Here is a 19511-nt window from a genome sequence, read left to right as displayed (position 1 = left end):
TAACCATTATAATAAATATATTGGGGTAATCCCGTTAGATCATTTATGTGGAGGTTAGGAAAATGAAACAAAATAAAAGATTGCTCGTGGTTTTGTTAATTATGTTTATTGTTATATTTGGGGCAATTTCTCTTTTTCAAGTTTGGAATAATTTTGTTGAAGGCTCGAATAAAAAAGAAATTGGGGACGAATCATTTACAAGTATAGACGTTCTATCCGACAATGCTGCGGTGGAAATTATTTCAACCAATAGCAGTGAAACAACCGTTGAGTATATAGGTGAGAAGAGGAAAAATACAAAACTTGATTTTCAAGCTGACGTTAAGAATGATGAACTCACTGTGAAGTTGAAGGAAAAAAGATGGGGTTTCCTTAGTTTTGATTTATCATTTTCGAAAATAGAACTACTTATAAAAGTTCCTGAAAAACAATATGATATGATCAAAATTAATAATAATAATGGAAAAATCAAGGCAGAAAATATGAAAGCAAAAGATATAAAATTTGAAACTGACAATGGAAGAATCGAATTAAAAAATGTCGATACGGTTACTACCCAAGTAGACTCGAACAATGGTAAAATTCTATTAGAACAAGTCTCCGGTGAAATTATTGGAAAGACAAACAACGGCGGAATTATGCTGGTGACAGACAACTTGGATCGTCCAATCTACCTAACAACAGATAATGGACGAATTGAAATCCAATCAACAAAAGAGCCGACTAATGTGGTATTTGATGTGAAAACGGATAATGGTAAAATCGATATTTTCGGAAAAAGCAATGAGCAGACTGTGTATGGGACTGGGAAACATTTGATAAAATTAAGGACTGATAATGGACGAATAACGGTAACAAAGTAAGGAATTTAAAAAAGTATCTGTTAAGACTGTTGATTTTATAAATCAACGGTCTTTTTGTGAATCCAATCCTTAATGAAAAGATGTAAGCAAGTAATTTGAAAGTCAAAGTAGGTCAGTATATAATATAAATATAGTCAAAGATAGTCAAAGTCAGGTTTGATAAATTAATAGTAAGAAAGAGGAGGAAACATCTATGAAATGTCAACATTGTGGTAAGAATGCAGCAACGATGAATTTAAGATTTAGTCTCAATCAGCAAAATATGCAAGTGAACATGTGTCATACATGTTTTGCTGAGATCCAAAATCAAATAAATAGTGGCAAAATGCCATCATTCGGTAGCGAAGGGAATCAGTTCTTTCAAGCGAACGGCAGTGGGCAAGCTCGTACACAAACGAAACAAAACGATAAACAGCAAGATGATGGCCTTTTAGATCAACTTGGTAAAAACATCTCAAACGAAGCAAGAGAAGGTTTAATCGACCCGGTTATCGGTCGCGATCAAGAAGTGAAGCGTGTAATCGAAACATTAAATAGAAGAAACAAAAATAATCCAGTGTTAATCGGGGAACCTGGAGTTGGTAAAACAGCGATTGCCGAAGGACTTGCGGTGAAGATTAATGAAGGCGATGTACCTGTAAAACTTTTGAACAAAGAAGTGTACTTGTTAGATGTTGCTTCACTTGTCACAAATACTGGTATTCGTGGGCAGTTTGAAGAACGGATGAAGCAGTTAATCGAAGAACTTCAAACAAGAAAAGATGTTATTTTATTCATCGATGAAATTCACTTACTAGTGGGTGCTGGTCAGACGGAAGGCTCACAAATGGATGCGGGCAATATTTTAAAACCTGCATTAGCACGTGGGGGACTGCAACTCATCGGCGCGACGACATTAAAAGAATATCGCCAAATTGAAAAAGATGCAGCTCTTGAACGCAGATTCCAACCAATTATCGTCAAAGAACCTTCTGCAGAAGATACAATTAAAATCCTAAACGGGATTAAAAATCGTTATGAAGATTTCCATGAAGTGGTTTATACGGATGAAGCGGTGCAGGCCTTTGTTACTTTATCACAGCGCTATATACAAGACCGATTCTTACCGGACAAAGCAATTGATTTGATGGATGAAGTGGGGTCACGATTAAATCTTATCCATGTCGTTGCTGATTCTGATTCAATCCATGTGCGTTTAAATGAAGTGATTGAAGAAAAAGAACAAGCAGCTGAAGCAGAAGACTATGAGAAAGCTGCAAATTTACGTTATGAAGAAATTCAATTACGAAAACAATTAGATGAAGCGAAACAAAATAAGGAAGCAGGAAATGTAGAAGTTTCCGTATCAGATATTGAATTGATCGTAGAAGAAAAAACAGGGATTCCTGTGACTAAACTACAGGCTGCAGAACAGGCAAAAATGAAAGGTATTGCGGAAAACCTTAGCAAACAAGTCGTTGGTCAAGAAGAAGCGGTCGATAAAATTGCAAAAGCAATCCGTCGTAGCCGAGCGGGACTTAAATCTAAAGACCGTCCAATCGGATCATTCTTATTTGTAGGTCCTACTGGAGTTGGTAAAACGGAAATTACAAAAGTCCTGGCAGAAGAGCTATTTGGTTCACGCGACACATTAATTCGTCTAGACATGAGTGAATATATGGAGAAACATGCGGTATCTAAAATTATCGGTTCTCCTCCAGGTTATGTAGGTCATGAAGAGGCTGGTCAATTAACAGAACAAATTCGTCGTAACCCGTATTCAATTTTACTTCTTGACGAAATTGAAAAAGCGCATCCAGACGTTCAAAATATGTTCCTGCAAATAATGGAAGACGGTCGTTTAACAGACTCACACGGCCGCACCGTCAGCTTTAAAGATTCGGTTATCATTATGACAAGTAATGCCGGAACAGGCGAGAAAAAAGTGAGTGTCGGATTTAACCAAACAGAACATGAATCTGTAACTACACTCGAAACATTAGGTAATTATTTCAAACCTGAGTTTCTCAACCGGTTCGATGCGATTGTGTCATTCAATGAATTGACTGAAGAAAACCTACTCGAAATCGTTGACTTGATGCTAGTAGACTTACAAGCAACAATCGAAGAAAATGAAATTGACATTACAATTTCAGATGAAGCAAAACAAGCTTTGGTGAAGTTGGGCTATGACAAACGCTTTGGTGCTCGACCACTACGTCGAGTAATCCAAGACAAAATCGAAGATCCGTTAACAGATCTTATTTTGGAAGAAGATAACATCGGAAAAGTCCATGTTGAAGTTATCGAAGAAGAAATTGTTGTTACAATAGTATAATGAAAAACGACAAAACCACTGAATAATTTTTCAGTGGTTTTTTGTCGTCGAGTCTTTCAAAAAGTATTTTGTTAAATGACGACTCTTTTGATTTTCAATGATTGTACAATAATCACAGAAAAAATAAGCAGTAAAATCGGTGGTGTTAAGATAATGACGACAATTAACCATATCGGTAACCAAATGGTCGAGTAGTAGGTCAGTAACAAATACGCGCCTATTCCTCCAATAGAAGAACCGATAATAGCAATAAAAAGAACTTCGATTCCCATATAGAGTTGGATCCGTTGTAACGACCAACCGATTGCACGTAAAGTGAAAAATTCACCTTTTCGTTCTGTAATGTTCAAATAAAGCAATAAGAATACAATTGATATTGTAAGTGAAATTCCGACCACTAAAAACGCTGTTTGGAACCCTTTTAAATTCAAGTCAATTGTTTCTCCTAAAAAACTGAGAAGCAGGAATTCTGATAGGCTTTTCTGTGTTGCGATGAACAAAATCACCATGAATGAGGTTAAAGCGAGCACAATCGCCAATAACCCGAATCGTAATGGGCGCCGCATAAGCTGATGAATAACATATGTATTCAGCCCTTTAATCGAAAACAGACGCATGAACTTCCACTGCGTTCCTTCTCCTTCAAGCCCAGCACGAGGCGAAAGCTTAAGTGCTTTACGACTTCCCGTGAAATAGCCAATTCCGATAACTGGTAGGATGATAAGAAAAACATAAACGATTTGATACCAGCCCAAAATGTTTAGTTTTATATTCGCAATGAGTATTGGAATCAATGCCAAGAGGCTTAATACAATAATTTCAACAATAAGTGATCCGACGATTTTTCTTCTGGACCAGCCAATCGCTCGAAGCATTGCAAATTCTTTGGACCGTCGAAGCAAACTATGTGTAATAACTGTATAACAGAATACGAAACTAATGAATAGTAAATAGATGAAGAGTACGACGTTTGACTTTTCGATTTGTTCTTCAATTGACCAACTAACGCCGGATTTTTGCCATCCTTCTTCTAAAACTCCTGGCTCTCCCGCCTCATTATTACCTAGCTCAACATGTACTTTTGTCGCCGCAGAACCAAGCATTATCTCAACGTGATGTCCTGTCTCATCGATGATCCGCTTGGCGATATCTTCAATTATTCGTTGACTTACACCCGTTCGTTCTGTGACATCTTTTACGACCACCCGGATTGACGTAATGGGGTCATTTTTGTAAAACTTGTCTGCTGCACCCATTGTCGTAATCGCATCGGGAGCGCCGGTGTAATAGGAATCTTTGTATGGCAATGGGAGTAGATATTTATCGCTCACCGGATTTCCCGCACCATCCTTAAGGATTCGGCTGTTTGGGGGTGTGTAAATGTCAACCGAATCACCATTTTTCCAATTCGTCTCAAGGACCGGTAGAACTTTGGTGGAATCATACAAACCGATAACATTATAGCCAAATTCGTAGGTGGCCTTATCTTCCACAATAGTCCGATATCGTGGAATCGAAGAACTTCTCTCTGGTTGTAAGGAATTGGATTTTTCAAAGACTTCTGGCTTTACTACGGGAATGTTGCCAGTTTCATTTTGTGAAATATGAAAATGAATCGGAGAGTATCGAAATAGAAACGCACCAGCTGTAAATGATCCAAAATGGGGCGTTTCAGTAAACTTATCCGCACCTGTTAACGTAACTACATGAACCTGCTTATATTTCCATTCCTCCGATGATGTGGGAATTGTAACATTAACAACCTCTGTTTTGGGAAGTGTCTTCAAGTATCTTTCAATGCCATTAGCGTGCTCTGTTTTATTTGTATTTTCCGGAAGTTCAATTTTAGAAATAATGACAGTTTCGTTCATAACGGCTTGCTGATTGGCAAGGGCAACAATCGGTATGATTCTGCCGTTATGGGTATCCATTTTTTTGACGGGGGCAGAATTGAAATAATCCCCCGAGACTAAACTATCCGTAAATGTGAAGAGACGATTTTCTTCAATAGGATCGATGGCGACAAGAAGTAACTCATTACTCCCTCTAAAAGAAGAGTAGGGAGGTAAAGTATCTATACGTCCATCACGTTCTTGTTTAAGTTTTTTTGACAAAAGAGGATATATAGAATCACTTGATGGGTCGGAACCATAGTTGTAATCCGAAAGGTAGGAATTGTCACTTAGTGTGTAGTCAGAAAGTCCGTCGTTTGTTGTAATAATTTCTCTAGTTTCATAGAAGTTTTCTACTTCTGCATCTGCATAAGAAGCAAAAAAGTTTTCTGCTTGTATATAGCCTATTAAAGATAAAGGAGCAGCAATTTCTACACCATCAATATTTCGAATTAATTTTAAATCATCTTTGGAAATCCCACCATAGTTAGCAATTGTGGATTGTGGAGGAACTAAATCATCATCTAAGTCTACTGAAATACCTGATTGGTTAGGTAATACTAATATATCGTAAGGATATCGCCAGTTTTTATCCAAATCAGTCTTTGCTTGGATAGTAATTCTTTCTGTAACCGATTGAGCCCCCATATACCCAAGTCCAATCGAACTTAAAATAATCAAAACAACTATAAATAGCTGCCATCTTTCTCTAAAGGTAGTTTTTAAATAATACAACACGAATCTGTTACCCCCCTTATAATAGCGTTAATCCATCTATTTATATATAAGATTGAATAGTTTTAAAACAGGAAGGGGGCCAGTATTTCTGCTCGTATATTAGTTACCTTTTTAGATAATACAGATTCCAACGAGAGTTCTTTTTGTGGTTATGAAATCATATCTAACACCGTCTACATGATAATGAGATTTTTTTATTTCATACTGTCAACATATTCCTTATCCGTGCCATGGTGTGCTGACGTTGATGTAGGGTTCATAAAAATTAATGTTGCAAGGAACATTCCCGCAAATATTAAGTTCATAATTTTCCTCAATCTATTTCGCCTCCATTAGTAGAATTTGAAAAGATAGTTGGCCCTACATAAAATTATAACAGGCAGTTATTTAAATTCAATGTGTTTTCAGAAATTTCGATAATTACTTTTTGATTTGCTATCATGAATAAATGTCCTAAACAGGGAAAACTATTGAAGACTTTTCAGTAGTAGTCAATAAATAGGAGCTATTAAGTTAAATTTAACTTTGATGATTGTTTGCATAGAGGCGATATTTTATATTGCTCGGTTCGAATATTAATTCAATAGAATGTTAGAATATTAAGGGTAGATGGATCACACCTCCATGAAAAGTGGGATGTCAATTACCAGTTCACACAAAAAATAACCCATCCTTGAGTTAGCAGCTCAAATGGGGTTTCATTTCCTTAAATAGCCGATCCCTTGAAGGGACCTACTATTATGAAGATTGTCGATTTCATAGATCACCGGTCTTTTTTAGTTTATTCATTTACTATCTATATCATACAAATTGAAGATGGCTATTGCGAGAGTTCAGTGAACCAGTTGTATCCACTAAGGAATTCACTTCATTTTACTAATAGATGCTTTTGCATGGTCACTCGCATAGTTCAGATGGGAAACCTGGACGCTTACAATAGGCGTGTCGATTAATTTCTGCAAAAATGGTTTAACTTTTCCAGTATAGTCTTCCAAATACCTACATTCATAGCTTCTTGGAAGAAGAGCAACGTACTTGCAAATTGTCTTGCTTGGGGAATTATCTACTGAATGTATTTCTTCTATAACTTCTAACGCAATTGTTCTACTTTTGTTTTTTTTGCGAGTGAATTTTTTCTTGCTAGATAAAAAGGTCACTACACCACTTGCATAAATCATTGTCTTTCACCCTATATTAATTATTATTTCTCTCGAGTAATTCTAAAAAGTTAAGTGGAATATTGAACTCATTTATATCTTCCGAAAGATGAGTGGAATCATCGTTTTGTTTTAGTTTTAGAATTTCTTTATGAAGATTCTCCATTTTTCGATCTAAGTCATTTGCAGATTCCGCCGCATCCGTTAGTTCCTCTATGATTTTTGCAGGAACCGTTTTGTTGTATTTATAAAAGATTTTATGTTCTAAACTTGCCCAAAAATCCATCGCAATGGTTCTGATTTGTACTTCGACGAAGACATTTTCAACACGGTCAGACATGAAAACAGGAATTTTTAGGATTAAGTGAAGACTTCTGTAACCATTTGGTTTTGGATTTTTAATATAGTCTTTGCATTCAATCACTTCAATGTCCTGCTGCTTTTGTATCATTTCACTGAGTATGTAAATATCGGAGTTAAAAGAGCAGTTAATACGTACGCCGGCAATGTCTTGTAAGTTTTCCTTAATTGATGGTAAGGATAATTTAATGTTTTTCCGTTGCGCTTTATTAATGATGCTTTCAGGCGTTTTTAAGCGAGTACTAATATGCTCAATTGGATTATAATCATGAATCAATTTAAATTCTTGTTCTAGTATATTTAGTTTCGTACTGATTTCATCTAATGCGAATTTATAGGCAAGCATAAAGCGAGTAATTTCTTTTTTCATTGTATTAAGTTGTGTATAATTTAAATCTTTAGTAAGTGTCATGCTAACTCCTCCATGTCTCTATTACCTTCATATTAACATGATAGCCAATTAATATAAACTTTTGTCACTAGAGACAATAGGCCGGAAAGAATAAATTCCACCATATGTTTCAGGTGGAATTTATTTTCTTTAGATTATTTTATTCTTGAACGTTGTTTTTACGATTTAGGTCTTCAATGATTTCAACTTGAGGGTTTTCATCGTTCTCATTTACATTACTTCCATCGTGGTTGGGGTTGTTTTCATCGCCGGTCATATTACCATCATTATTGTTTTGCCCTTGATTTTCATCTTCACGAACATCTGGCATAGGTGTTTCGTTATTGTTCGGAACGTCACCATTATTATTACAACCAACAAGCAAAATTGCCGACAACGTAACTAACGGCAAAGTTTTTTTCCACATACAAGTTTCCTCCTCTCCAATACAATTACAGATGATGCTGTAGGTTGTTCAAAAAGCAGAGACTTATTCATGGAGTTTTTCCGAAAGTAAAATTACAGTAACTCGCCTAATTGACATCCCTATCTATCATTGATAAAAATCGTAAAATTCTATCATTTAGTGTAAAAAGGCCTATAATTGTGGTAAAGTAATACTAACTATTAGTGCCTTAATATCAAAGTAGAGCTGGTCTATGCTAAGGGGGAATGCTCATTGCGTAATCGCACAAAGAAAGAACAAAAAGAATTAGATTCGATAATTATATTTTTCGTGCTTGTAGCAGGTTTGTTCGGATGGTACCAATCAGTAACATTAATAGGTGCTGGGATCTCAGTCGGTATCGCATTTGTAATTATTTTTGCATTTAGTATTTGGAAAGCAAATCAATTTAGGAAACGAATGCAACAGTCTGGTATTGATGAGATTGATCAGATGACGGGTAGACAATTTGAGGAATACATTGGTACACTCTTCGAAAAACAAGGCTATCGTGTAACATATACGCCTGCAACAGGTGACTTTGGTGCAGACTTAATTTTAAAAAAAGAACGGGAAGTAGTCGTTGTTCAGGCTAAACGTTATAAAAGTTCCGTTGGGATCACAGCAGTTCAAGAAGTCATTCCAGCAGTGAAAATGTACAAGGCAAATGCAGCTTGGGTTGTTTCAAATAGTTACTATACAAAAGCTGCTACGAAACTAGCCATAAGTAATCATGTCCGAATGATTGACCGAGATCAATTAATTCAGATGAGTATTGGCGGGAAGTTTAATGAGTCTGAGCGCGCTGTAGCGACTGGGGACCAATTAATGAGGGATAAGCAACTTAACTTAAATGTCGAGCCCAAGATTGCTACAACCGTGGAAGTAGGTTCAATAAATGTTCCAACAACTAAATTAGAGACAATTTTAAAAGAATATCGTCTAAAGAAGTCACGACAATTAGGCATGAAAGCCTATCATATATTCACAAATGAAACATTGCTTGAACTTGTGGAAAATAGACCAACCACTATCGAAGAATTGCGTAAGGTAAGGGGAATAGGAAAGAAAAAAATTGAAGATTTTGGTGAGGAATTATTAAAGATTATTCAAGGATAATCAAGTGAAATAGAGGTGCTGAATGTCTCGAAAAAGACCATCTGCATCTCTATTTTACTTTAGCAAGTCACCATCTCTTGCAATTAAAGCCGGTTTGTAATTTCATATAATGATAGAGTAGGCGGGCATGTCTTCCTTGTTGACTATTTGAAGATATATAGGGTCTTAGTCGATTGAGAAACTCTTGATCACATGCACATCTATTTCCACCTCTTTGGTAACAAATGTCATGGGCTTTACAAGCCGCAACCACATCGTTTATGGGTGCACCAGGTCCATTACAACCTGGCCCACACCAATTATATCCAGGGAAAACGCAAAAGTGAAAAGGGCTTTTTCCTCTCCTTGTCATAACGAAAACCTCCTCTTATACTAAGATATTCAGAGATATAAAATCTTGTATAAGCTGACACCTATTATTGAAGGTTATTATTATTCTAAGTCACTGATGGTATAATACTGCGTTAATAAGATACCAGAGAAATCAAGGAGGTTTTTCAACATGTTTGGATTTCTAAAGACGAAATGTGCAATGTGCAAGCGCAAAACAAAAGCATCTCAATCGTATCAACTGCCAAACGGAACCACTGTAAAGTATTGTTTAGCCTGTTCGGAATATGCTGAACGTCGTGCTTTTAGAAGAATTTAAAGGAATTCTTTACGAAATATGTTAAGATAATTTAGTGAGCAAATTAATAAGGAGGGCTTTTAGTGAAGATTAAATACAACTTGACCGAAGAAGACTATTTAAGTTTCAGTTTATATCATGCCAAACATTCAGAAGCAACTCGTAAATCCCTAAGAACACAATTATTGATTTTTCCAATGTTATTTCTGATTATAGCCTTTTTATATACTTGGATATTTAAACAACCTATCCTGTGGCCACTTATTATTTTCGTGGTTTTGAGTACACTTTGGCTTGTTTTATATCCGAAGTATTTTTATAATTTTGTAAGACGTTATGCGAAAAACATGTTACAAGAAGCAGGAAATAACGGTTTATTGGGTGATCATGTCATGACTTTTTCAGAAAAAGGTATAGTGGATTCTACATCTAGCGGGAAGACCAATAGAGATTGGGTTGACATTATCAATCTAAAAGAAAATGATGATTACTTATACATATACAGTAGTAAAACAACTGCATATATCGTTCCGAAAAGAGGACTGAACAGTGTCGAGAAAACCAGGGATTATATTCAAGCTAACTTAATAGAAACTGAATGAAAAAACAAGCAACCAGCAGATTTCTGTACTGGTTTGCTTGTTTTTTGCTATCTGTTATTTTTCAAAGACCTGATGAATCACGTCATTTGCTTTACTTTTATTTAAGTTTTTATGAATACAACTTGCCGGTTTCTCTCGTAATGATCCGGCAAAAGCATTAGCTAGGTCAGTTTCACCCGACACATGGATTTCACGCCAACCCCGTTCTTTCTTTAACTTCTCGATAACTTTGTCCATTCCTTTATAGAATCCTTTTATATCCGTTCTTGGTCGAGCTTCCATAGCAGGATTAGAAGTGCTTTTCATGCCATTTCCTTGATCATGATTTGCAGATTCTATTTTTCGAATTCTCCAACCCTCCACATTTGAGTCGAATTCGTAAATAAGTTCATCTTTAACAGCTCCCATTGCTGTATCCAAAATCCGAACCTCACCGAAGCTGGGTAAAACAATCCCTGATTCAGGATAGGCTTTGTACATATACTCCATTTCTTCAGTCATTGGGCGGTCTTCCCAGTGGAGACTGGTCTTAACTGGTACTTGGACATAGTGAACTGACCACAATTCAGGTTCAATGGCTGCAAATATTACGACACTTTTGCTTAAGTTATTTTTATTTCCTTCGACTTCTTCTGTAACTTTTTTCTTGAGTTTATTAAATGCCTTGAGTTCTTTTTCAGCTTCAGAAGCAGTTATATACTCGCCAATTCGTTTCAAACCATTTTTCAAATGAATTCTCCATCCGCCGTTCAATTGTTGCGGGTCACCAGGATAGGTGTTTAAATATATGCTTAATACACAACGGTCGTTCTCGCAGTGAAACGCTTTTAAAGATTCGAGCTCTTTGCTTAATGACATAGTTTTCCTCCTTAAGATGCGGTTCGCATTTAAAAATTATGCTGCGAAATTCCAATGTTCTACCGGAAATTCGCAGCATATCGGGTTAACTTTTTGGGTTGTGATTTTGTGATTTCTTTTCATTATTCGCGGCATTATCGGCCTTTTTAAATTCTCTTTGATACAGTACCTCTTGTGTGGAACTTAACCCGTTATTCTTGTCGGTCATTCTTTCGTGTGGCATTCTTTTCTCACTCATCTATAAATTCACCTCTTTAATAGCTTTTCCATATCCGAGGATATTACTCATGAATTTCATTAATAATGGTATGATGTAGTAAGAAGACGCAGTCTAAAATATCTTGTGAAAAGGGGATATGTTATGAGTACATGCAATTTGGATCATACTTTGGAAGACGTAGTCAAGAAGTTATCCGATCAAAAATCATTTATTCCAGAGGACATATTTGTTGAAAGTAGCCAATTGTTGGAGAAAAGACCAAATCAAGATACTTTAAATAAGTTATTTCATTTACTGAAAAAATATGATTTAGCTACAGAAGTAGAAAAAAGAGACAGAAATGATGGTATCAGGAAGTTAACTAGTATTAAATGAAATCAATGAAATCTAATTGTGGCTTTTGGAGTCGATTTGATAGAGTTTATTTTCTTGTATAGTATCATTTCTTATTGAGAATGAAATGAGGAGTGATGAAACTTGTCGTCATCTGATAATATAAAAAGATTTAATAATATTCCCCTTTCTGTTTTGGACACTGCACCTATTCTAGAAGGTGGACACGCAGGGGAGACTTTTAAAAATAGTGTAGAGCTTGCTCAGCATGTTGAAAATTGGGGATTCAATCGTTACTGGCTCGCAGAACATCACAATATGCCAGGCATCGGAAGTTCCGCAACATCAGTCCTGATTGGTCATATTGCAGGCGCAACTAATAGAATGCGCATTGGTGCAGGTGGTATTATGCTTCCAAATCATGCACCATTGGTGATTGCAGAACAATTTGGGACTCTTGAAGCAATCTATCCGGGTCGAATCGACTTGGGTCTTGGGCGTGCACCTGGTTCTGACCAAGCAACTGCCTATGCGCTACGCCGCACATTGCATAGTAGTGGAGAAGATTTCCCAGAACAGTTGGATGAACTCCAAGCGTATTTCAAAGTAAATGAAGGCGCTCGGGTTCGTGCTTTTCCTGGTGAAGGTGCAAACATTCCGATCTGGCTACTAGGTTCAAGTGGTTTTAGCGCACAGCTTGCTGCACGAGAAGGGTTACCTTTTTCCTTTGCCAGTCATTTTGCACCAGCCTATACGCTACCAGCTTTACAGCTCTATCATCAAAATTTCAAGCCATCAAAAAATCTTCAAGAACCGTATACGATGCTAGGGATTAACGTTATCGCAGCGGAGACAGACGAAAAAGCTGAATGGCTAGCAACTTCACTTCAAATGCAATTTCTAAATATTACAAAAGGCGTTTCGACACAGTTACAACCGCCTATCGACAACATTGATGAAATTTGGTCGCCATATGAACGTGCATCTTTAGAGAAAACACTCGATCCTCGTTCAACAATTATAGGAAGTCCAGAAACAGTAAAAAGAAAACTGGAAAGTTTCATCAATGAAACAAAAGCGAGTGAACTGATCATTAGCTCTACAATTTTCAATCAAGAAGATCGTTTGCATTCTTATGAAATTGTCGCTGAGTTGATGGATTAAATATAGCCAAAACCACGAATCTTATACAGATCGTGGTTTTTTTATTGCGATGAATTTTATTTAGTGATGTAGCCATATTAATGGAGAACGAAAACGAAACTAGGAGGATGTAGAATGGGAAATGAATTTAAAGGAGCTAGCAGAAATTCCGCTTCTTTGCCACAAACGCCGAAAAACCAGAAGATTAAACCGAGTAAAATGAAAGAGGAAATTTCAATGGAACTTGCGGAACTCGGAAACTTGAATCCAAAGCACGAGCCAATGACACCAAATCAACGTCAAAAAAGGGAATCCGAGAAAACGTATAAATGACGTGTGCTTTTTGAATTACATTAAGCATGATGCCCGACTACTTTCGTTAGATTTTAAAAAGCAAAGCCCCTTCTTTAGGGCTTTGCTTTTATAAAGTTACGATAGGTTCTTAATTAGTTTCTAAACTTTTAAGACGGCTATCTAAAATGAAATTACCGAAGGGTATAAATGCGGATAGCACAGCACCAACCGTAAATCTAAATGGCCATTTTATTGCGATCATCGCATACACAATCGCAATAAGATACGCTAGAAATATATAGCCGTGAATAGTCCCGATAATTGTTACCGCTGCTGGCATATCAAACCAGTATTTCAATGGCATTGCGATAAACAATAGAGCCACTAGTGAACTACCTTCCAGTATTCCCATAAAACGAAAACGTCCTAATGCACTTTTAAACATAAAATCACCTCTGCCATATCTAATTCTCCATTATCTACTATAGAGGAGAAGGACTATTGTGTACAGGAATGAAGGTTATAACTGTGCAACTTAACTAGTGAGAGCTGGGAAAGAATGGTTCAATAGTCTAGTTATTTTTGCACTATAGAACGAATGTTCCTATTGTGGTAGAATGTTTTTAAAGCACTGTATTAGCAAGGCGGCGGTTGGTCACTTCCTTCATATGGAGGTGATACCGATGTCAATTTACGAAACGATGAATTTACTTTTTCATCTTGCATCCATATTCATAGCATTTTTTGCAGTTGTAATTACGTTGGTGATTTTCTTTGCAAAAAGAAATGACCGTCCCCCCAGTTAAGGTGTGACGGTCAATCTATGACTACAACCGGACCAACCGACTCTTGCGGTATCACAGTTGCTAGCCGAGTGTTGCATGCACTCGGTTTCCTTATAGAATATGCAATTCTCCATTAATTATACCCAGTCGTTTGAAAGAAATCAAATGACCTTTGTTCGAGAAATTATTGGATTGTCGGTGTCAAAACACGATCTTCATGCAAATAAGAATAAATTGTACAATCTAACAAACTATTGGTAGAATTTTCATGATATAGATACTGATATTATGAAAGGAGATTTCGATGCAAACATTATTTAGAGTTGAGTTGTATGTGGATGATATTGAGAAATCATTAGGTTTTTATGAGCAAATTGTAGGGCTTGAACTATTTGGCAGAAATGAAAGAAGCGGGCGTTTCAACTATGATTGTTTTTCGTTGTTAATAACAGAAAATCATTTGTTGAAACCGGATCATTATTTCAATACAGAAGCGAAAAGTGATGTGCGTGGAAACGGGTTTGAGATGATTATTGTCGTGGATGATTTAGCAGATGTTCGGAGCCGTTGTATTAAATCAGGACACCCAATCATTGACGAAGTTGAAACATATCCGTGGGGAATGAGAGGATTTAAAATAGCGGACCCGGATGGTTATTTTATTCGAATAACTTCAAAATGATGGGAATATATGGGGGGAGTTTACAGGGGAAGGAACTTAAAAAATAATCTCTTTAACTCAGCGGATTTACCGGTTCTCCAGATGAAGCGATTAGAAGTATACTGGGATGAATATTTATAGTACGTACTCTGAGTAGCAGTAGCTATTTTAGAACTATATAATAGCAATCTCCCCGTAAATTGCTCAGAGCTCGACCGTAGGAACGCGAGCGACAGGGCATTAAATTATGTTCACTGATACAAAACTATACTAACCATACTTTTTCAGAGCTGTCCTATTACCGGGGCTCTTTTTTTATGTTCCTTAAAGGTTCTGTCATTTATCGTTCTTTGTCGTTATAATTAAAAAGTGTATTATTTTGATATAGGAAGAGGAGCGCAAATCATGATAGACAGTCTGGTAGAACGAATTTTATTATTTTTACCTCAAGTGAATCGAAATCATTTGAACATAGAACAAACCGAAACCGATGGTAATAGTTATGAAGTTAGCGATAAATTAAAAGGAAATACATTGTTATACATCGTCATTAATGAAGAAAATAACTTAGAATCTTTTTCGGTTGATACGGATTATTTTAATCAACCAAATTTGGTTGAAAAAGAGAGCGTTTTGGAACTTTCCCGTAATCTGATCAATGAATTTTTAATAGATGCCGCTGACTTGCTACATTTATCGTCGGCAATAGATCTAGACAGTTATTGGTGGGTTGAATTCATTCAAAAAGATCCTTTTATGCGATTGGAGCTACCAAATTCGGGTGTATCCATTCAAGTTGAGAAGAATGGATTGATATCCGGGGCGACTTTTACAAATGAATCCTATGTCATCCAGGAACCAGTCATTACAATAACACCAGTAGAAGCGAAACAGCAATATCTGAATGAACTGATCTTAAGGCCTATGATTGGCCAGTTCGACTCGGATTATATTGGATCAGATGACGAGTACCATTTAGTTTATGCGGTTGAGGATTTTGTGATGGATATCGGTACTGACGGTGAAATACACACGATTGAAATGTTCGACGTAGAAAAGGCAGCGTATATTGATTTATCGGCGGTTGAAAAATTTCTTGATAAAGATTGTTTAACTGCATGTAAACAATCAATTCTATTTTTGCAAAGCCAATATGAAAATGCCACAGAAAACTTCCGTATACTCAAAGGAGAACATCAAGACTTAGAAGATGAAGATTTGTCTTCTTTTTACTTTACGTTTCAACGATTTGAGCGTGGGATTCAGGTGGGGAATGCGACCATCAGAATAGTAGTTGATCCAAAAACTTTTGTAATTACCGAAGTGAATACTGATTCAGAAGTATTAGTAGACCTATCGAAGATTACAAACGTATGTACAATTTCACTTGAGGATGCGATTGAAATTTATAGTAACGCTCTAGAAATGGAACTCACTTGGTCTAAAGAATTTGAGGAGGAACAGGTAATCTATAAGTTGAACTATTTGTCTTCATTTCCAGAAACGGTTGGACATATGCGGGCGATTGATGCAACAACTGGAAAACCATGGATCATCGATACATCATTTATGGAAGAGTTTTGATCGTTAACTAAGATGAGAAGGGATGATTTTTTTATGAATATTGACGCTACTCTGGAACAGTTTAATTTACTTCATAAAAAAGATTCGCTACTAAAAATCGCTGCTTCGTCAATTGGAATTACAAAAGAACAAGCAGATGAAGTGGACATACAAATTGGCAGTTCTAAATTTGGTGGTATGCCTGATTTACCGATACATTTGTCGTTTCCAAAATACGAGAATGGTTATCTATCTTTTTTAGCGCAAATTAATTTATCAGAAGCAAAATCTTCCGACAAAGAAAATCATCTCCCCGAAACTGGAATTTTGTATTTCTTTTATGACATCGTCAATCAACCGTGGGGGATGGATAAAGAAGACAAGGAAAGTTTTCAAGTTTATTATTTTGATGGTGAATTACGGGAGTTATCGCGTACTCCTTATCCCGAAATTACAGAAGTCTATTTACCTTTACCAACCTATCAAATAACTTTTACGGACATAATAACCTTTCCGGAGGAGCTCAACGGATTAGATTTGACTGAAGATGAATTGGATCATTACTTTGAGTTTAGGGAAAGTCGACAGCCGAGGCATTATATGTTTGGTGAACCATTCAACATTCAGAACAATGTGTTTGAAGAAATTTTGTACTACGAAAATCAAATGGAAACAGAAGAAAAAATTAAATTAAAAAGTAATGAATTGGCTTTGCTATTTCAAATGGATAGCGATGATGATTTAAATGTAATGTGGGGAGATTCTGGAATGATTTATTTTTGTATTGATAAAAACGATTTGGAAAACAAAGCGTTTTCGAATACGAAATTTACGCTTCAATGTTATTAAATAAATATTATATAGACTCTTCCTTTGACAAGAATTAAAAGAATTACCTATTTTATGCAACTATTAATGTTTAGTAGCGTATGAGTATTACTGAACTTATTTTTTTGTCCAAAGTGAAGAGGGGGTAGTTGACATTGTTCTTTAAAAAAATGACTGAAAATGAAGTGGCAAACTTTAAAAAGGCGCAATCGCTTGGTTTTTTCACATTTGCTATTTTGCTCTTGATAGATGCTCTTGTCAATAGCTTAAAAGGAATTGACATTTTATCTAGTTTAACAATCTTACTTTCAGGATTCGTTGTCTCATTAGGTTATGAAATGATACTAAACCTGAAAGATAAATCACGCATGAAGCGGGGGTGACATCGATGGATATTCGTTCTATTCCATTCTTGGAAGATCATTCATCATTTAAATTTATAGATGAAGGATTCTCAACTGATGAGAAATGGTCTGTGGATCATAAATATTTAGTACGGATTTCTCCAAATGGTAATTTAGAGCACTTAAAAATGCAGGCAAATTTGACGAACGCAGCTCATGAAAATGATCCGCGTATTCCTTTTGTGCATGAAGTGGGTGCCCACGGAGACAAGCCTTATATGATTTTGGATTACATCGAAGGGGAAAATGGGCGAGTGGTGCTACCGAAACTATGTAAGGATGTTCAATACCGAATCGGTCAGCAAGTTGGGCAATCATTATACAAGATGCATCAGATTTCAGCCCCTGCTACTCACCCATCTTGGGATCAACAATTTATTTCTGGAGTGGAGAGATTATTACCACGATTTGAAGACATTGCTACTGGCAATAAGCGGTATGAAAAGGTTGCTCGTTTTGTTATGAATCATCTGCATTTAATTGTCGGGCGCCCAAGTTGTATCCAGCATCATGACTTTCATCCAGGAAACATTTTGATTCATGAAAAGCAATTTACCGGTTTGATCGATATGGAAAAAGTTAGATATGCGGACCCTATGAATGAGTTCAAAAAGATGGAGTACTTTAACGTACCCATAAGTAGTGTTTATTCCAGCGGTGTATTTGATGGATACCATAATAACACATCCATTCCGACATCTTTTTGGGAGTTACACAGATTATACGCAGCAATCCATATTATGTCTGCGGAAGTTTGGGCTAATGAAATAGCCCTAGACCAGCAAAAAAGGTTTAAAACTTATACTGAATTTACGTTAAATCAATTTGATGATTTCAATTTACTTATTCCCAAGTGGTATCTAGAGGAAGACTGAACCCCAATTCCATGCGCCTGATAGCAAGAGTTCTCGGCGCATGAAGTCATACGGGCTCATTCAATAGCATTATAATACTCATCAATTGGGACAAACAGTCCCACTTTACCATGCTCATCACTTTTCATAGTCGCAAAGACAACACCTATCACTTCACCGCTTAGGTTTAGTACAGGGCTCCCGCTATTGCCGCGATAAACTGGTGCTTCCATCATAATGACGGGCGCATCCCAATCCCTTAGTTGGGTATAATCTATGATTGTTCCTTCGTTTGCAATTCCTTTGAAACTTAATGGATTCCCAATAAAGTAAATTGGTTCATGATCAGTAAAAGTTGTTTCGTCTGCGAGTGTCAAAAAGGGTAAGTTTTCAGCATCTATCTCTAAAACTGCAAGATCAACAGACGGATATGTATTTACAATATTGGCCGTAAAGCGTCCTTTATCTGGAAAAACAACGGTAACCGCAGTATTTCCTTCGATGACGTGATAATTTGTAAGGATCATTCCATCACTCGAGATGCTAAATCCGGTTCCTTTACCATCTTCTGTAACAACCACAACGACTGCTTCTTTATAACTCGCAATATCCTCTTGTTGCGATAACTTCATAGATGTTCTTAAAAAATCAATTGCTGGTATCGAATAGATTTCAAATACAACCGAAAATGTACTAATAAGCATCGTGATTGACATTAACCAGAAAATCCACTTTGGAAATGAATGCTTCGGTTTAGAAATGGATTTCTCTAGAGATGCTTTGGCAAGTGCCTCCCGTTGCGCTTCTAATACAAGCACCTGGAGCTCTTCATCACTTATTTCACCGTCAATATCTTGATTGCTTGTTTCCTCGATTTGATTTATGCTTTTTTCAGGAATCTCATCGTCAACTGTTTTTTCTTGCCGATCATTTGAGTCCATGCGTTCACCCCCACTAGAAAACACTTTATACTATATTCAATTATACACAAACAAGTGGGAGGAGGGATTTATCATTCATATATACACAAAAATAAACCAGGTTCTGCTCAAGCGG

24 protein-coding genes are annotated in these 19511 nt (G+C 36.5%); 14 read left to right on the top strand and 10 right to left on the bottom strand.

Going from position 1 to position 19511, the window contains the following annotated elements; translation table 11 throughout:
• The first annotated feature begins 62 nt into the window (after positions 1-62).
• Positions 63-863 carry a DUF4097 family beta strand repeat-containing protein gene (locus AC25Y1_RS03350; protein ID WP_488146531.1) on the top strand — a complete coding sequence of 267 codons (801 nt, stop codon included), beginning with the start codon at positions 63-65 and terminating at the stop codon, positions 861-863.
• A 193-nt stretch (positions 864-1056) separates the two neighbouring features.
• Positions 1057-3180 (top strand): ATP-dependent Clp protease ATP-binding subunit, encoded by a 2124-nt coding sequence (locus AC25Y1_RS03345; RefSeq protein WP_488146530.1) that lies wholly within the window; start codon positions 1057-1059, stop codon positions 3178-3180.
• Between the two features lie 71 nt (positions 3181-3251).
• On the opposite strand, the gene AC25Y1_RS03340 is transcribed toward AC25Y1_RS03345, so the two are convergent.
• The 5 genes from AC25Y1_RS03340 to AC25Y1_RS03320 all read right to left on the bottom strand — a co-directional run bounded on the left by AC25Y1_RS03340 (position 3252) and on the right by AC25Y1_RS03320 (position 8145).
• Positions 3252-5753 (bottom strand): FtsX-like permease family protein, encoded by a 2502-nt coding sequence (locus AC25Y1_RS03340; protein WP_488146529.1) that lies wholly within the window; start codon positions 5751-5753, stop codon positions 3252-3254.
• 251 nt (positions 5754-6004) lie between these two features.
• Positions 6005-6127 (bottom strand): hypothetical protein, encoded by a 123-nt coding sequence (locus tag AC25Y1_RS03335; RefSeq protein WP_488146528.1) that lies wholly within the window; start codon positions 6125-6127, stop codon positions 6005-6007.
• A 546-nt stretch (positions 6128-6673) separates the two neighbouring features.
• Positions 6674-6988 (bottom strand): hypothetical protein, encoded by a 315-nt coding sequence (locus AC25Y1_RS03330; protein ID WP_488146527.1) that lies wholly within the window; start codon positions 6986-6988, stop codon positions 6674-6676.
• Between the two features lie 16 nt (positions 6989-7004).
• Positions 7005-7739, bottom strand: a complete 735-nt coding sequence (locus tag AC25Y1_RS03325; protein WP_488146526.1) for a GTP pyrophosphokinase — start codon at positions 7737-7739, stop codon at positions 7005-7007.
• Positions 7740-7878: 139 nt separating this feature from the next.
• Positions 7879-8145 (bottom strand): hypothetical protein, encoded by a 267-nt coding sequence (locus AC25Y1_RS03320; protein WP_488146525.1) that lies wholly within the window; start codon positions 8143-8145, stop codon positions 7879-7881.
• Positions 8146-8397: 252 nt separating this feature from the next.
• Between AC25Y1_RS03320 and AC25Y1_RS03315 the strand changes: the two genes are divergently transcribed.
• Entirely contained in the window at positions 8398-9282 is an 885-nt protein-coding gene (locus tag AC25Y1_RS03315) for a restriction endonuclease (RefSeq protein WP_488146524.1), read from the top strand.
• Between the two features lie 67 nt (positions 9283-9349).
• On the opposite strand, the gene AC25Y1_RS03310 is transcribed toward AC25Y1_RS03315, so the two are convergent.
• The gene (locus tag AC25Y1_RS03310) at positions 9350-9634 is read right to left on the bottom strand and encodes a phospholipase (RefSeq protein ID WP_488146523.1); all 285 of its coding nucleotides are present in this window, start codon (positions 9632-9634) and stop codon (positions 9350-9352) included.
• Between the two features lie 150 nt (positions 9635-9784).
• Here AC25Y1_RS03310 and AC25Y1_RS03305 point away from each other — a divergent pair, with 150 nt between their 5' ends.
• Complete coding sequence (locus AC25Y1_RS03305) at positions 9785-9931, top strand: hypothetical protein (protein WP_488146522.1); 147 nt, start codon at positions 9785-9787, stop codon at positions 9929-9931.
• Between the two features lie 62 nt (positions 9932-9993).
• Complete coding sequence (locus AC25Y1_RS03300) at positions 9994-10512, top strand: YcxB family protein (RefSeq protein WP_488146521.1); 519 nt, start codon at positions 9994-9996, stop codon at positions 10510-10512.
• Between the two features lie 54 nt (positions 10513-10566).
• On the opposite strand, the gene AC25Y1_RS03295 is transcribed toward AC25Y1_RS03300, so the two are convergent.
• Both AC25Y1_RS03295 and AC25Y1_RS03290 read right to left on the bottom strand, forming a co-directional pair.
• Positions 10567-11370 carry a VLRF1 family aeRF1-type release factor gene (locus AC25Y1_RS03295; protein WP_488146520.1) on the bottom strand — a complete coding sequence of 268 codons (804 nt, stop codon included), beginning with the start codon at positions 11368-11370 and terminating at the stop codon, positions 10567-10569.
• Between the two features lie 85 nt (positions 11371-11455).
• The gene (locus AC25Y1_RS03290) at positions 11456-11593 is read right to left on the bottom strand and encodes a YfhE family protein (protein ID WP_488146805.1); all 138 of its coding nucleotides are present in this window, start codon (positions 11591-11593) and stop codon (positions 11456-11458) included.
• A gap of 138 nt (positions 11594-11731) precedes the next feature.
• On the opposite strand from AC25Y1_RS03290, the gene AC25Y1_RS03285 reads away from it, so the two are divergent.
• The 3 genes from AC25Y1_RS03285 to AC25Y1_RS03275 all read left to right on the top strand — a co-directional run bounded on the left by AC25Y1_RS03285 (position 11732) and on the right by AC25Y1_RS03275 (position 13399).
• The gene (locus AC25Y1_RS03285) at positions 11732-11965 is read left to right on the top strand and encodes a hypothetical protein (protein ID WP_488146519.1); all 234 of its coding nucleotides are present in this window, start codon (positions 11732-11734) and stop codon (positions 11963-11965) included.
• A gap of 102 nt (positions 11966-12067) precedes the next feature.
• Complete coding sequence (locus AC25Y1_RS03280) at positions 12068-13087, top strand: LLM class flavin-dependent oxidoreductase (RefSeq protein WP_488146518.1); 1020 nt, start codon at positions 12068-12070, stop codon at positions 13085-13087.
• Positions 13088-13201: 114 nt separating this feature from the next.
• Entirely contained in the window at positions 13202-13399 is a 198-nt protein-coding gene (locus AC25Y1_RS03275) for a hypothetical protein (protein WP_488146517.1), read from the top strand.
• Between the two features lie 109 nt (positions 13400-13508).
• Here the strand turns inward: AC25Y1_RS03275 and AC25Y1_RS03270 are convergent, their stop codons facing one another.
• On the bottom strand, positions 13509-13805 hold the full coding sequence (locus tag AC25Y1_RS03270) for a DUF3817 domain-containing protein (RefSeq protein ID WP_488146516.1): 297 nt from the start codon (positions 13803-13805) through the stop codon (positions 13509-13511).
• A 238-nt stretch (positions 13806-14043) separates the two neighbouring features.
• Here AC25Y1_RS03270 and AC25Y1_RS03265 point away from each other — a divergent pair, with 238 nt between their 5' ends.
• The 6 genes from AC25Y1_RS03265 to AC25Y1_RS03240 all read left to right on the top strand — a co-directional run bounded on the left by AC25Y1_RS03265 (position 14044) and on the right by AC25Y1_RS03240 (position 18476).
• Positions 14044-14166, top strand: coding sequence for a hypothetical protein (locus AC25Y1_RS03265; RefSeq protein ID WP_488146515.1), 123 nt, complete (start codon positions 14044-14046; stop codon positions 14164-14166).
• 283 nt (positions 14167-14449) lie between these two features.
• Positions 14450-14827, top strand: coding sequence for a VOC family protein (locus tag AC25Y1_RS03260; RefSeq protein WP_488146514.1), 378 nt, complete (start codon positions 14450-14452; stop codon positions 14825-14827).
• Between the two features lie 384 nt (positions 14828-15211).
• Entirely contained in the window at positions 15212-16390 is a 1179-nt protein-coding gene (locus AC25Y1_RS03255; RefSeq protein WP_488146513.1) for a hypothetical protein, read from the top strand.
• A gap of 33 nt (positions 16391-16423) precedes the next feature.
• Complete coding sequence (locus AC25Y1_RS03250; RefSeq protein WP_488146512.1) at positions 16424-17218, top strand: YwqG family protein; 795 nt, start codon at positions 16424-16426, stop codon at positions 17216-17218.
• Between the two features lie 134 nt (positions 17219-17352).
• Positions 17353-17580: a hypothetical protein gene (locus AC25Y1_RS03245; protein ID WP_488146511.1), complete on the top strand. Its 228-nt coding sequence runs from the start codon at positions 17353-17355 to the stop codon at positions 17578-17580.
• A gap of 5 nt (positions 17581-17585) precedes the next feature.
• Positions 17586-18476, top strand: coding sequence for a phosphotransferase family protein (locus tag AC25Y1_RS03240; protein ID WP_488146510.1), 891 nt, complete (start codon positions 17586-17588; stop codon positions 18474-18476).
• Positions 18477-18532: 56 nt separating this feature from the next.
• Here AC25Y1_RS03240 and AC25Y1_RS03235 read toward each other — a convergent pair whose 3' ends face one another.
• Positions 18533-19396: a S1C family serine protease gene (locus AC25Y1_RS03235; protein ID WP_488146509.1), complete on the bottom strand. Its 864-nt coding sequence runs from the start codon at positions 19394-19396 to the stop codon at positions 18533-18535.
• Positions 19397-19511: the final 115 nt, after the last annotated feature.

Source organism: Sporosarcina sp. Y1009, from assembly GCF_057669865.1.
This window is presented reverse-complemented; position numbering and strand designations above follow the sequence as displayed.

Bases quoted from the DNA above. Each gene is read 5' to 3' on its own strand.
- AC25Y1_RS03350 (WP_488146531.1), top strand. From the start codon at position 63: ATGAAACAAAATAAAAGATTGCTCGTGGTTTTGTTAATTATGTTTATT.
- AC25Y1_RS03345 (WP_488146530.1), top strand. From the start codon at position 1,057: ATGAAATGTCAACATTGTGGTAAGAATGCAGCAACGATGAATTTAAGA.
- AC25Y1_RS03330 (WP_488146527.1), bottom strand. From the start codon at position 6,988: ATGATTTATGCAAGTGGTGTAGTGACCTTTTTATCTAGCAAGAAAAAA.
- AC25Y1_RS03325 (WP_488146526.1), bottom strand. From the start codon at position 7,739: ATGACACTTACTAAAGATTTAAATTATACACAACTTAATACAATGAAA.
- AC25Y1_RS03320 (WP_488146525.1), bottom strand. From the start codon at position 8,145: ATGTGGAAAAAAACTTTGCCGTTAGTTACGTTGTCGGCAATTTTGCTT.
- AC25Y1_RS03310 (WP_488146523.1), bottom strand. From the start codon at position 9,634: ATGACAAGGAGAGGAAAAAGCCCTTTTCACTTTTGCGTTTTCCCTGGA.
- AC25Y1_RS03305 (WP_488146522.1), top strand. From the start codon at position 9,785: ATGTTTGGATTTCTAAAGACGAAATGTGCAATGTGCAAGCGCAAAACA.
- AC25Y1_RS03295 (WP_488146520.1), bottom strand. From the start codon at position 11,370: ATGTCATTAAGCAAAGAGCTCGAATCTTTAAAAGCGTTTCACTGCGAG.
- AC25Y1_RS03290 (WP_488146805.1), bottom strand. From the start codon at position 11,593: ATGCCACACGAAAGAATGACCGACAAGAATAACGGGTTAAGTTCCACA.
- AC25Y1_RS03285 (WP_488146519.1), top strand. From the start codon at position 11,732: ATGAGTACATGCAATTTGGATCATACTTTGGAAGACGTAGTCAAGAAG.
- AC25Y1_RS03275 (WP_488146517.1), top strand. From the start codon at position 13,202: ATGGGAAATGAATTTAAAGGAGCTAGCAGAAATTCCGCTTCTTTGCCA.
- AC25Y1_RS03270 (WP_488146516.1), bottom strand. From the start codon at position 13,805: ATGTTTAAAAGTGCATTAGGACGTTTTCGTTTTATGGGAATACTGGAA.
- AC25Y1_RS03265 (WP_488146515.1), top strand. From the start codon at position 14,044: ATGTCAATTTACGAAACGATGAATTTACTTTTTCATCTTGCATCCATA.
- AC25Y1_RS03260 (WP_488146514.1), top strand. From the start codon at position 14,450: ATGCAAACATTATTTAGAGTTGAGTTGTATGTGGATGATATTGAGAAA.
- AC25Y1_RS03255 (WP_488146513.1), top strand. From the start codon at position 15,212: ATGATAGACAGTCTGGTAGAACGAATTTTATTATTTTTACCTCAAGTG.
- AC25Y1_RS03250 (WP_488146512.1), top strand. From the start codon at position 16,424: ATGAATATTGACGCTACTCTGGAACAGTTTAATTTACTTCATAAAAAA.
- AC25Y1_RS03240 (WP_488146510.1), top strand. From the start codon at position 17,586: ATGGATATTCGTTCTATTCCATTCTTGGAAGATCATTCATCATTTAAA.
- AC25Y1_RS03235 (WP_488146509.1), bottom strand. From the start codon at position 19,396: ATGGACTCAAATGATCGGCAAGAAAAAACAGTTGACGATGAGATTCCT.